Origin of the sequence: Mesorhizobium sp. M0676 (assembly GCF_040320535.1) — a bacterium.
In the GTDB taxonomy this organism is placed as follows: Bacteria; Pseudomonadota; Alphaproteobacteria; order Rhizobiales; family Rhizobiaceae; genus Mesorhizobium.
Genome location: NZ_JAMYPU010000016.1, coordinates 85,795 through 97,427, shown reverse-complemented (window position 1 = coordinate 97,427; position 11,633 = coordinate 85,795). Strand labels below are relative to the sequence as shown.

12 protein-coding genes are annotated in these 11,633 nt (G+C 62.2%); 5 read left to right on the top strand and 7 right to left on the bottom strand.

Features of this window, described 5'->3' with window-relative positions:
• The first annotated feature begins 27 nt into the window (after window positions 1-27).
• Entirely contained in the window at window positions 28-1,206 is a 1,179-nt protein-coding gene (locus tag NKI35_RS19030) for a hypothetical protein (protein WP_352741238.1), read from the top strand.
• 303 nt (window positions 1,207-1,509) lie between these two features.
• Here the strand turns inward: NKI35_RS19030 and NKI35_RS19025 are convergent, their stop codons facing one another.
• The 5 genes from NKI35_RS19025 to NKI35_RS19005 form a co-directional block, all read right to left on the bottom strand.
• Entirely contained in the window at window positions 1,510-3,387 is a 1,878-nt protein-coding gene (locus tag NKI35_RS19025; RefSeq protein WP_352741237.1) for an ABC-F family ATP-binding cassette domain-containing protein, read from the bottom strand.
• 133 nt (window positions 3,388-3,520) lie between these two features.
• Entirely contained in the window at window positions 3,521-3,940 is a 420-nt protein-coding gene (locus NKI35_RS19020; protein WP_502897153.1) for a Ros/MucR family transcriptional regulator, read from the bottom strand.
• A 193-nt stretch (window positions 3,941-4,133) separates the two neighbouring features.
• The gene (locus NKI35_RS19015; RefSeq protein ID WP_352741235.1) at window positions 4,134-4,367 is read right to left on the bottom strand and encodes a hypothetical protein; all 234 of its coding nucleotides are present in this window, start codon (window positions 4,365-4,367) and stop codon (window positions 4,134-4,136) included.
• Window positions 4,360-5,328 carry a DMT family transporter gene (locus NKI35_RS19010; RefSeq protein ID WP_352741234.1) on the bottom strand — a complete coding sequence of 323 codons (969 nt, stop codon included), beginning with the start codon at window positions 5,326-5,328 and terminating at the stop codon, window positions 4,360-4,362. Before NKI35_RS19010 ends, NKI35_RS19015 begins: the two co-directional genes overlap by 8 nt.
• A gap of 13 nt (window positions 5,329-5,341) precedes the next feature.
• Window positions 5,342-6,175, bottom strand: coding sequence for a hypothetical protein (locus NKI35_RS19005; RefSeq protein ID WP_352741233.1), 834 nt, complete (start codon window positions 6,173-6,175; stop codon window positions 5,342-5,344).
• 111 nt (window positions 6,176-6,286) lie between these two features.
• Between NKI35_RS19005 and NKI35_RS19000 the strand changes: the two genes are divergently transcribed.
• A complete protein-coding gene (locus NKI35_RS19000) occupies window positions 6,287-7,255 on the top strand; it encodes a LysR substrate-binding domain-containing protein (protein ID WP_352741232.1) in 969 nt (322 codons plus the stop codon).
• Window positions 7,256-7,495: 240 nt separating this feature from the next.
• Here NKI35_RS19000 and NKI35_RS18995 read toward each other — a convergent pair whose 3' ends face one another.
• On the bottom strand, window positions 7,496-7,648 hold the full coding sequence (locus NKI35_RS18995; RefSeq protein ID WP_023693936.1) for a hypothetical protein: 153 nt from the start codon (window positions 7,646-7,648) through the stop codon (window positions 7,496-7,498).
• A 136-nt stretch (window positions 7,649-7,784) separates the two neighbouring features.
• Here NKI35_RS18995 and NKI35_RS18990 point away from each other — a divergent pair, with 136 nt between their 5' ends.
• From NKI35_RS18990 to NKI35_RS18980, 3 genes are all read left to right on the top strand, one after another.
• Window positions 7,785-7,952 carry a hypothetical protein gene (locus NKI35_RS18990; protein WP_023831119.1) on the top strand — a complete coding sequence of 56 codons (168 nt, stop codon included), beginning with the start codon at window positions 7,785-7,787 and terminating at the stop codon, window positions 7,950-7,952.
• 50 nt (window positions 7,953-8,002) lie between these two features.
• A complete protein-coding gene (locus tag NKI35_RS18985) occupies window positions 8,003-10,084 on the top strand; it encodes an ATP-dependent helicase (protein ID WP_352741231.1) in 2,082 nt (693 codons plus the stop codon).
• 166 nt (window positions 10,085-10,250) lie between these two features.
• Window positions 10,251-10,553 (top strand): DUF982 domain-containing protein, encoded by a 303-nt coding sequence (locus NKI35_RS18980; protein WP_352741230.1) that lies wholly within the window; start codon window positions 10,251-10,253, stop codon window positions 10,551-10,553.
• A gap of 233 nt (window positions 10,554-10,786) precedes the next feature.
• Here the strand turns inward: NKI35_RS18980 and NKI35_RS18975 are convergent, their stop codons facing one another.
• Entirely contained in the window at window positions 10,787-11,095 is a 309-nt protein-coding gene (locus tag NKI35_RS18975; RefSeq protein ID WP_352741229.1) for a hypothetical protein, read from the bottom strand.
• Between the last annotated feature and the right edge of the window lie 538 nt (window positions 11,096-11,633).

Below are 11,633 nucleotides of genomic sequence, written 5' to 3'. Positions count from 1 at the left end.
CGGCGATCCCTTGGGGTGTGATCGAGAATGCGCAAGGAGGCGTTTGTCATCGGCGGGTTGGCGGTGCTTACGGGCCTGTGGGTGACGCTGATAGCGAGAGGTCTGCCTGGCAACTGGTCTTTTTCCGACGAGGCGCGTGTCGATCAAAGCACCTATTTCCGCCTGAAGTTCAACGTGGGCTACAAGGGCGAGCCGCAGCAGTTCGACATCGTGGTCGGCTGCAACGTGCACGACATCGTCTACAAGGATGGCAACACCACTCACGACGTCGGGCTGATCCCGACCGTCTATGGTCGGCGCATGAGCGACGGCAAGGCCCTCGTCGTACGCGCGCCGAATGCCTGCGGCGGTGAGACCACCGCCAACGGCCATGTGCCGCCCGACTTCACGCCGCTGCTCATCGTCTACGAGGATGCCAACAAGCTCGATTTCGGCGCCGCCTATCTTTCGCAGGATGCCTATGACAGCCCCTTGTCGCAGCTTCGCTTCGGCAAGGCCACGATCGAGGCGTCGACACGGGCGGCGTTCGATGCGTCCAGGAAAGTCGGCCCGCCCAACCTCATCCAGCCTGCGCAATACGCGCCCTGGTTCGGGACTGAACCCATGCCGCAGATGGCGCTCACCTGCTTCACCCTGGAGCGGTACCGGATCCCTGACGATATCCAAGCGAAGCTCGACCAAGTTCGTCCACCTGACGCGCCGCGCTTCTGGTGGCCAGCGACTGATGGGCGGCCGTCCCCGCTCAATGGCGCCGACTTCCAGAGGGACGATGGAGGCAAGGGCTACGACATCGGTCACTATGTGCATGAGGGTGTGAGCGATTATGGCGCGCCGCGGCGGAATGGCGGGGGTACGATCAGGCTTGGCTCAATGTCTGGCCGGCCCGCCGCTTCCTATTACCCCATCTCGATCCCCGAGTTCGGCCTGCCGGAGGGGCAGGGCGATGGCGGTCGGCCCGCGCCGGACGGAAATACGGACTACGTGGTCGACGCGCATGTCGAGAACGGCAAGTACCGTGGCTTCGCCTACTGCCCTCAGGGGCAGGAGATAGATCGATCGCGGAAGATCGTTCAACGGATCGATGGTGAGGTCGTGGCCGATGCGGTCGCGGGAAGCCGGAGTTCGATCGGGCCGCTCTTCGAGGAGCAAGAGTACTTCTACAGGTCTCAAACCATACATCTCGATTCCATGAGGGGAGGAATCTAATGCCTGAGACAGACATCAACGTTCAGGCACCTATGGAAGCTGCATTGCGGTCGTCCTGTACGGCCGAAATCTAAGTGACGGCTAAAGGCAACCCATGAAATATCGAAAGCTCGCAGTTGGACTGGTTCTTGCGGCTATCGGTGTGGCAGGCGACTTGCTCCTGTTGGGGGCATCTATTGCAAACCTCACCAGTTCCATATTCGGCGCATCTCGTATGATTTCCAGAAGCATTGGGGTGGGGTGCGGCGCAGACCCCCACCCGCTCCGCTTCACGGATCGACCGTCCCCATAAGGGGGAGGTAATCACTCCGCCGTGCCTTCCTCATATTCCGCCGACATGGTCAGCCACTTTTCCTCGTGGCCGGCAAGCTGCTGCGCCAGTTGCGAGCGCTCCTTGGCCAGTCTGGTCGCCGTCGACGAATCTTTCTCATAGACCGCCGGGTTGGAAAGCTCGTCCTCGATGCCGTCGATGCGCTTGCGCAGCCGGTCCATCAGCGCCTCCGTGGCGCGGATTTCCTTGGCCAGCGGCTCGAAGGTGGCGCGGCGCGCGGCCGCATCGCGGCGGCGATCGGCCTTTGAGGCCTTCTCGGCCTCGCGCTTGCCGCGGCGGTCGCCGGACACGCCGGTGACCAGCGTCTTGTAGTCCTCCAGGTCGCCGTCATACGGGTTGACCGCACCATCCTTGACCAGCCACAGCCGGTCGGCGGTGGCTTCCAGCAGATGGCGGTCGTGCGAGATCAGGATGACGGCGCCGGGAAACTCGTTGAGCGCATGGATCAGCGACTCGCGGCTGTCGATGTCGAGATGGTTGGTCGGCTCGTCGAGGATGAAGAGGTTCGGGCCTTCGAAGGCCGACAGGCCCATCAGCAGCCTGGCCTTCTCGCCGCCGGACAGGTCCTTGGCGGCGGTGTTCATCTTTTCGGTGGTCAGACCGAACTGGGCGACACGGCCGCGCACCTTGGATTCCGGCGCCTCCGGCATCAGCCGGCGGACATGCTCATAGGCATTTTCATCCGGGCGTAGGTCGTCGAGCTGATGCTGGGCGAAGATCGCCACTTTCAGGCCTGGCGCGACGGTCATGGTGCCGGTTTCCTGCTTCAGCCTGCCGGACAGAAGCTTGGCGAAGGTCGACTTGCCGTTGCCGTTGGCGCCGAGCAGCGCGATGCGGTCGTCGGCATCGATGCGCAGCGTCATCTTCTTCAGGATCGGCTGGCCCTCGGTGTAGCCGACATTGACGTTGTTCAAGGCAATGATCGGCGAGGCCACCGTTTTCACCGGCTCGGGGAAAGAGAACGGCCGCACCATATCGTTCACGATCGCCGCGATCGGCTTCATCTTCTCCAGCGCCTTGATGCGCGACTGCGCCTGTCGCGCCTTCGAAGCCTTGGCTCGAAAACGCTCGACGAAGGATTCCATGTGCTTGCGGGCGGCTTCCTGCTTGACGCGGCCCTTCTCCTGCAGCTCCTTCTGCTCGGTGTACTGGCGCTCGAACTGGTCGTAGCCGCCGCGCCAGAAGGTCAGCTTCTTCTGGTCGAGATGGACGATCGAGTTGACGGCGCGGTTGAGCAGGTCGCGATCGTGCGAGATCAGAAGCACCGTGTGCGGGTATTTCGAGACATAGTTTTCCAGCCACAGCGTGCCTTCGAGATCGAGATAGTTGGTCGGCTCGTCGAGCAGCAGAAGGTCTGGCTCGGCAAACAGCACGGCGGCGAGCGCCACGCGCATGCGCCAGCCACCGGAGAAGGACGAGGCCGGGCGGCGCTGCGCGGCATCGTCGAAGCCCAGGCCGGCCAGGATGGTCGCGGCACGGGATTCCGCCGAATGCGCGTCGATGTCGGCCAGCCGCATGTGGATGTCGGCGATGCGGTGCGCGTCGGTGGCGGTCTTTTCCTCCTCGAGCAGCGCGGTGCGCTCAAGATCGGCCTTGAGCACGATCTCGATCAGCGGCTCCTCGGTGCCGGGCGCTTCCTGCGCCACCTGGCCGATGCGGGTGCTCTTCGGCAGGCTGATCGAGCCTGTCTCGGAGGGAAAGTCGCCGGTGATTGCCTTGAACAGCGTCGTCTTGCCGGTGCCGTTGCGGCCGACAAGGCCGGCCTTGGTGCCGGCCGGCAAGGTCAGCGAGGCATGGTCGAGAAGCAGGCGTCCGGCCATGCGGAGCGAAAGATCGTTGATGATAAGCATGCCGGGGCTTTTGCACGGGAGGGCGGCGCTTCGCAAGGGCCTGGGCGCCGGCGGGGGAATAAGGCATGAAAACGGCGCGCCCAAAGCGCGCCGTCCATTGCAAACAGCAGACTGACTTTAGAGACTGCCTGGTTCAGGCTTTGGGTTTGCGCTTCGTCACCTTGGCCGCGGCGGCCGGAACGGCCGGCTTGCGGCCGAGGCCCGAGGACTTGGCCAGTGCCGAACGGGTCGCGGAGTAGTTCGGCGCCACCATCGGATAGTCCAACGGCAGGCCCCATTTGCCACGATATTCGTCCGGGCTAAGACCATGGTCGGTCATCAGGTGCCGCTTCAGCGACTTGAATTTCTTGCCATCTTCCAGACAGACGATGTGGTCGGGAAACACCGACCGCTTCGGATTGACAGCCGGGTTCAGCGCGGGGCTTTCCACGGCGGCAATGCTGCCCAGCTTGCGCACCGATGCGCTGACGCTGGCGATCAGATCCGGCAGGCCAGACGCAGGGAGAGGATTGTTGCCGACATAGGCTGAGACGATGTCAGCAGTCAGTTCCATAGCGGTCTTGCTGTCGATGGTGTGCAATTCTGTTTCTCCCGCCGGTCATGAAGTTGCCGGCTTTTTTTAAGACTTCTCTTGATGTATCGACCTAGCTGCACCCCCCAACGGGTCGCTAAGTCTCAATAAACGATCAAGAATCGGAACAGGAGGATGTTTCCACAAGAGGTTGCAACGTTGCAAATTAGAAAATCTAATACTTGGAAACGGCCGACTTCGCGCCAGCAGATTTCAACTGCACGGCCCCCGCAGGTTTGGAGTCGGCCAGTATCTCCAGAATGCGCTTCCAGCGGGCGCACCGGCCGAAATCTTTTTGCTCTATCGCCTTTTCGGCCTTCATGGCGGCGTAGAGCGGCGCCTCGGCGCCGAACTCCTTGAGCAGCCAGAATGCTTCCTGTCTGGCGAGGCGTTCATCGTCGTCAAGCATGTTCAGCCTCCGAGCGTTCTATGCCCACCGCAATACAGCTGCCGATGACGAGGACCGCACCGGCTATCGCGGTCAGCGTCAGCCTTTCGCCCGAAAATGTCAGCAGCAGCGTCGATGCGATCGGCGTCAGATAGGCGATGACCGCAACCTTGCCGCCGCCTTCAAGCTTCAAGGCGCGCGACCAGAAATAATATCCCAGCCCCATCGGACCGGCACCGAGATAGAGGCCAAGCAGGAGGTGCTCGCTGGATGGCCAGGCTGCGCCGTCGTGAATACACCACAGCAAGGTCAGGCCGACGCCGACCAACGCCGAAGGCAAAAGCAAACGCTCCGACGGTGTGGCCAGGCGGGCGACCGCAATCGAATAGAAGGCCATGCACAGCGCCGAGCCGAAGGCAGCGAGATAGCCTACGATGCTGCCCTGGAGAAAAGGCTGGCCGCGACCACCCGAGATCACCAGCGCCACGCCGACAAAGCCAAGCACGGCAGTCAAACCCAGCAGCGCGGGGCGTTGCCGCTTGCCCAGCACGATGACCGCCGCCGCGACCATCAGCGGCCAGGTGTAGGCGACGAGATTGGCCTCGATCACCGGCATGGAGGCAAAGGCGATGTATTGCAGCACCATGGTGCCGACCAGGCCAATAAAGCCGACCGCGACCGGCGCCAGGGTGCCGTCAGCACCCTTGGCAAAGGCTGCGTCTTGCGTGTCCCGCTTCCGGCTCGCCAGATGGATGACGGCGAACACCAGAGCCGCTCCACAAAATTGCAGCAACTGCACGAGCGACACCGGATGGCTGGCCAGCAGGGATTTGCCGACCAGCGCGTTGGTCGACCACAGGGCGACCGCGCCGGCGGCGAAGACCAGGGCCGACGGCGAGCCCGGTCCACCCCGGAATCGCCGAGACGGTGCCTTGTCCTTATCGCCGACCATGATGTTACCGACGGCCAAACCGGCGTCCACTTCTATGCTCTGGCTACCAGGATTCCCTTGACCCGCCCGGGACCGGCGCATCGGCCGCCGCCGTAACCGGACGTTCTTCCTCGAAGCGGCGATAGGCCGGCAGCTGGTTCGTCCAGACGTCTTCGGCGAGCTCGTTGACCCATTCGCGATCTTGATCATTGTCGGCTGCGAGATAGAACATGCGATTGTCGTCGACATAAGGCTTGGCCACCGAGCGCTGGTTGAGGACCAGCGTGACGCGCGAGCCGAGTTGGATCGGCGCGGTGCGGTGAAGGACGCCGAGAAACTGGCCGAGCGTGGCGTAGTTCATCTTGTGGTCGATGCGCATGACCTGGTTGCGCGGAACCTCGCGGCCGGATTCAAGGATGGCGCGGCCGGTCTCGGAATCGTCGCAGTAGATTTCGAGATGGCCGCCGACCAGCGGATTGCTGATCGACAGCGGAATGAGTTCGGTGACCGGGACACCGTCGCAATGCCAATCGACGGCGCCGTCCTTGGGATTCATGAAAGTGACGGTCGAGCCGACGATCGACAGCGGATAGGGCTCGAGCTTGGTGCCCATCATGTCGGACAGACGTTCCAGGCGCAGCTTGTCATGCAGCAGCTCCTTGATCTCCGGGATGAAGCGGTCGGCGCCGGTGATGAAGGTCAGGTCGAGGTGCTTGTGCACGGCGTGGCTGGCCTTGAGCTTCAACGCCGCCTCTTCGATGGCCGCCAGCAGCGCCGGGTCGTAGCCATGCAGATACTGCGCAACGCCGAAACCCGACACTTTCCAGGCCGTCTCATGACCGATAATGGCTTCTCGGCTCATCGCGTAGCGCAGTTCAGGTATGGTATGGGCGTTCATTCTACTTCTCCAGGATGGGGGCATCACTTGGTAAACTGTCGATTAATTTCCCTACCCCTGTAAAATTAGGAATGCTGGTGCTAGTGTAAGCCCAGCTTAAGGTCGAAACGCGTGCGTCTGCTCAGTCAGGTCAACCTCAATTCGCTGAAGATTGTCGAAAGTGCCGCCCGGCACCGTAACTTCACGCGCGCCGGCGAAGAGCAGTTTATTACTGCTTCCGCCGTCAGCCAGCGCGTTAAAAGCCTCGAGGACCAGCTGCGCTTCAAGATCTTCCAGCGCGGCGGCAATGCGGTGTCGCTGACACCCGAAGGCGAGACCTATGTGTCGCGCGTTCGCGAGGCGCTGGAGCGCATCGTGGCGGCCAGCATGGAGGCGACCGGACAGTCGCAGGCGCATGTGCTGAAGATTTCGGTGCTGCCGACGTTCGCGGCGCGCTGGCTGTTTGCCCGCCTGCCGCTGTTCCAGCGGCAATATCCCGAAATCGAGATGCGCGTCTCGACCTCCTACGCCACCAATGAGTTCGCAACCTCCGAGTTCGACCTCGAGATCCGCTATGGCGACGGCAGCTTTCCCGACCTCAAGGCGGACCTGCTGTTCAAGGAGGATTTGACGCCGGTGTGCAACAGGAAGCTGTTCCACGAAGTTCTCGGCGACAGGCCGCCGTCAAAGGTGACGCCGGACGACCTCAGGCATTTCACGCTGCTGCATTCCGACACCTGCACGCAGAACTGGCAGTCGTGGCTGGGTTTTGCCGGCGCGAGTTCCGTGCTCGGCGAGACCAAGAGCATCTATTTCGATTCCTGCATGATGTCCTATGAAGCGGCCAATGCCGGCATGGGCTTTGCAGTCGCCAACCGCGCCTATATGGCGAGCGAGATCCGCGCAGAGAGACTGGTGGCGCCGTTTGCCGTGCATCACCCCAACACCGCCGGCTGGTATTTCGTCTGCCCGGTCACCGCGCCCTACACGCGCAAGGTGGAACTGTTCAAGCAGTGGATAATGGCCGAGGCGGCGCTGACGCAGTGCCAGCTGGACGCCGGGATTGCCGGCGGCCCGGTGCTGCGCAAGGCCATTGCCTGAGGTCGGATTCTTTCCGCGGCCTTGCGGGATTTGCGGCCGTTTCTGCTGGTTTTGCGCAGACGGCACGAGCAGAACCGGCACGAAAACTGCCACCTCATGACGCAGGCGAGAGACTCAGCTATCTTCGGTTGTTGCGGCGGACCTGATATCCGCCTGGCCGGCGCTATCAGCTCACCTCCCAAGCGGCGCCGGCCTTCTTCTCCCGAAGGCTACCTCAGCCTTATCGTCCCGCTAAAACGATCATTGCGCCGGCTGATCGCCGCTGGCCGCCGGCTTTGGCGCCGAATCCGTCTGCGGGGTTTGGTCGAGCACCGGGGCTTTGGTTGGCTGGATGTCGCCGTCGCAGGCGGCGAGCGCCAAGCTGGCGGCCAACAGAATCAGAAGCCTCTTCATGGCGACCTCCTAGGTCTGCCCTCTCCTTCATAAGGCAACGAGGTGGTTCGGCTTTGGTTGCACGCTCGCAAACGACGCCGCGTCGGCTGGAACCAAACGGCGGCTCTGAGGTTGGTTGCCCAAAGGAGATCGCGCCATGATCCGTCTGCTCATTACCGGCCTTTTCGCTTACGCGACCTATCGCATAGCCAAGGAGATCATCAAGGACGTGCCCGACAATTTCGATCCGTTGCCGGTGCCTGGCGACGAACGCGCCACCTTGCGGCGCCAGTCGGCGGCAACGCGTGTAGCGCCACGGCGATAGGGGCGACTTCGGCCCGTTGCGAACAAAGCGGAAACGATGCTTGATAGGCGATGACCATCGCCATCAATGATTCGTCCTTGCAGCCCGCCTATCTGACGAAGCTCAACGCCGAGCAGCGGCTCGCCGTCGAACATGGCGACGGCCAGATCGCCGGGCCGCTGCTGGTGATCGCCGGCGCCGGCTCCGGCAAGACCAACACGCTCGCCCACCGGGTCGCGCATCTGATCGTCAAGGGCGCTGATCCCAGACGCATTCTGCTTATGACATTCTCGCGCCGCGCCGCCACCGAAATGGCCAGGCGGGTCGAACGCATCGCCGGCGAGGTGCTGGGCCGAGACGCGTCCGTCATCGCCGACGCGCTGGCCTGGGCCGGCACGTTTCACGGCATTGGCGCCAGGCTGCTGCGTGACTATGCGCTGACGATCGGCCTGGACCCCGCCTTTACCATCCATGACCGCGAGGATTCCGCCGACCTGATGAATCTTGCCCGGCATGAACTTGGATTCTCGAAGACCGAAAGCCGTTTTCCGACCAAGGGCACCTGCCTGGCGATCTATTCGCGCGCGGTCAACGCGCAGGCGCCGCTCGGCGAGGTGCTGGGTTCGGCCTTTCCGTGGTGTGCCGGCTGGGCCGAACAACTGAAGGCTCTGTTCGCCCGATATGTCGAGGCCAAGCAGGCGCAGAACGTGCTCGATTACGACGACCTCCTGCTCTACTGGGCGCAGATGGCCGCCGAGCCGGAGATCGCGGCGCATCTCGGCTCCCGTTTCGACCATGTGCTGGTCGACGAATACCAGGACACCAACCGGCTGCAGGCCTCGATCCTTTCGGCGCTGAAGCCGGACGGCGCCGGACTGACGGTGGTGGGCGACGACGCGCAGTCGATCTATTCGTTTCGCGCCGCGGAAGTGCGCAACATCCTCGATTTCCCGCAACAATTCGCGCGAGCCGCCGATGTCATCATGCTGGAGCGCAATTACCGCTCGACCGAGACTATTTTGGCGGCAGCCAATGCGGTCATCTCGGAGGCGTCGGAGCGCTTCACCAAGAACCTCTGGTCGGAGCGCAAATCCTCGCAAAAGCCGAAACTGGTCAGCGTGCGCGACGAGGCGGAGCAGGCGAACTATGTCTGCCAGGCCATCCTTGCCGAGCGCGAGGCCGGCACGGTGCTGAAGTCGCAGGCGGTGCTGTTTCGCGCCTCGCACCACAGCGGGCCGCTGGAGATCGAACTGACGCGCCGCAACATCCCCTTCGTCAAGTTCGGCGGGCTCAAATTCCTCGACGCCGCCCATGTCAAGGACGTGCTTTCGGTGCTGCGTTTTGCCGAGAACCCGCGCGACCGCGTCGCCGGCTTCCGCGTGCTGCAGCTCCTGCCCGGTATCGGCCCTTCGGCGGCGAGCACCATCGTCGAGGCCATGGCGACATCGCTCGACGAGGAAATGGGGCTGGCCCGCTACCGGCCGCCGCAACGCGCGGCTGAGGACTGGCCAGCCTTCGTTGCGCTTTATTCCGGCCTGCGCGCGCGGTCGGGGAAATGGCCGGCCGATCTCGAACAGGTCAGGCTGTGGTACGAGCCGCATCTTGAGCGCATGCACGATGATGCAACGACGCGGCGGGCCGACCTCATGCAGCTCGAGCAGATCGGTTCCGGCTATGCTTCGCGCGAGCGCTTCCTGACCGAGCTGACGCTGGATCCACCGGATGCGACCAGCGACCAGGCCGGGCCGCCGCACCGCGACGAGGACTATCTGATCCTGTCGACCATTCATTCGGCCAAGGGCCAGGAATGGAAGAACGTCTTCGTGCTCAACACCGTCGATGGCTGCATCCCGGCCGATCTCGGCGTCGGCACCAAGGAAGACATCGAGGAGGAGCGCCGGCTGCTTTACGTCGCCATGACGCGGGCCAAGGACGGCCTGCATCTGGTGACGCCGCAGCGCTTCTTCACTCACGGCCAGGCAGCGCGCGGCGACCGCCACGTCTATGCCTCGCGAACCCGTTTCATCCCGGCCTCGATTCTCGGCGCTTTCGAGCAGACCTCTTGGGCGAGCGTCCACGCAAAGGACGATCCGCGCCACAGACCTGAAGTCCGCGTCGACCTCGGCGCCCGCATGCGCGGCATGTGGAAATAGAAGCCGCCGCAACCGCGGATGCTGGCCGGGGAGCGACCTCAAGAAGCAAATCGTCCTGTCATGGCATCTCTCAGGGAACCTCGGGCCGCCGGCCGCGTTTTCTGGCGTCCAACCCGCGATCGGAGAGCGGCGACCGCCGCCTTTCCGCCCATCCAGAGAGGCCAGAATGCACGACGCGATGTTCTTCACCCCGGTTGCCGTTAGCGTTGGCGCCGGCCACAAACGCATGCTCGCCTCGCTGTTCGACATGCATGATTTCCTGACCGAATTTCCGCCATCACGCCGGCGCCTGAGCTATGGCGCGGCCGTGAGGGCCTGCGAGGCGGCGCGCGCCAGCGAAATCTCGACCGAGGCCGCACGCGATGCCCTGATCACCTTTGCAGTCACGGCAGGCATCCTCTGGCCCGCGGTCCAGCCGGCCGTCTCGGTCAAGCCGGTCGCACACGGTTATGGCGGCTACGCCGTCTGAGACGGCCGGGACCAGGCCTGCCCAGCAAAAAAGATCACTCGGACTTGCCGGCCGACGTCGAACGACAACACGTCTTGGTGATCCCACCAAGCGTCCACTTCATCTTGGAGTAACTCGGCATTGGAAGCGTCTTGAGATGTTTGATCACGAACCCAAGTTCCATGGCCATCATGCCGTATTCCTCAACCGCGATGTCGGCCTGTTCACTGTTCAATGCAAACCGAAAGCCAAATTCACTCGGTACGTCTCCATTTGAAGAAAAGGCAGGGATCGCGAGCCGTGAGTTGTGAAAACCAGAATGCCACCAGGCCGCACAAAGCTGAACAGACGAACCAGCCATCGCGCCCAGTTGTTATCGGCATGTGGGAAAAGAATGAAAGCGCAAGGACTGCATCATAGAGCCTGCCAAAAACTGCCTCCTCCGGTATCGATCGCGACTGAATGGCTTTAATCTTGAATTCGTTCGCCAGGAAAGAAATCGCTTGTGGATAATCGGAACTGACGAGATCGATGTCATCCTTACAAGGTGCCGCGTCACGCATCCATACCTTGAGGCGAACTCGAGGAGTGAAAAAGGCCCCCGGCCTAGATGCCGTGTTAAAATTCCTTTGAGTTTTTGCAGATGCTTGCCCATCTCTGAGATATTAACTGGCCCTTGAGACGTCAGACACAAATCCATTATGGCTGATCAGGAAGTTGAATATATCATGATCTTGATCAAAGGATGGAACAACGGAAACTCTACGGATTATTTCTTCTCTAACTAATTGTCATTCCAACAGTTTAGGCCGACTTCTGGATCACTGACTCATCCGATCTATGAGCAGTGGATAACGGTACAAGCCGCCGAGGCGGGTACCACGCGCGATAGCGAGCGACGCTGCAGCCACCGTTTCGCCATCGGGTTGATCCACACCTCGAAGCAGAAATGGACGGCCAACCCGCAAGCAGCGGCGGACGCAGCAAGCGAGGACTATTTTAGGTACATCTGAAGGCATCATATCGATGCGGCAGGCCAACGGATCGCAGCGCCAACCAGCAGACCGAAACACTTGCGTTAAGGAACGAGGCCTGCTGCAG

Excerpts from the sequence above, each read along its gene's own strand:
- NKI35_RS19030 (WP_352741238.1), top strand. The coding sequence starts at position 28 with ATGCGCAAGGAGGCGTTTGTCATCGGCGGGTTGGCGGTGCTTACGGGC.
- NKI35_RS19025 (WP_352741237.1), bottom strand. The coding sequence starts at position 3,387 with ATGCTTATCATCAACGATCTTTCGCTCCGCATGGCCGGACGCCTGCTT.
- NKI35_RS19020 (WP_502897153.1), bottom strand. The coding sequence starts at position 3,940 with ATGGAACTGACTGCTGACATCGTCTCAGCCTATGTCGGCAACAATCCT.
- NKI35_RS19015 (WP_352741235.1), bottom strand. The coding sequence starts at position 4,367 with ATGCTTGACGACGATGAACGCCTCGCCAGACAGGAAGCATTCTGGCTG.
- NKI35_RS19005 (WP_352741233.1), bottom strand. The coding sequence starts at position 6,175 with ATGAACGCCCATACCATACCTGAACTGCGCTACGCGATGAGCCGAGAA.
- NKI35_RS18995 (WP_023693936.1), bottom strand. The coding sequence starts at position 7,648 with ATGAAGAGGCTTCTGATTCTGTTGGCCGCCAGCTTGGCGCTCGCCGCC.
- NKI35_RS18990 (WP_023831119.1), top strand. The coding sequence starts at position 7,785 with ATGATCCGTCTGCTCATTACCGGCCTTTTCGCTTACGCGACCTATCGC.
- NKI35_RS18985 (WP_352741231.1), top strand. The coding sequence starts at position 8,003 with ATGACCATCGCCATCAATGATTCGTCCTTGCAGCCCGCCTATCTGACG.
- NKI35_RS18980 (WP_352741230.1), top strand. The coding sequence starts at position 10,251 with ATGCACGACGCGATGTTCTTCACCCCGGTTGCCGTTAGCGTTGGCGCC.
- NKI35_RS18975 (WP_352741229.1), bottom strand. The coding sequence starts at position 11,095 with ATGCGTGACGCGGCACCTTGTAAGGATGACATCGATCTCGTCAGTTCC.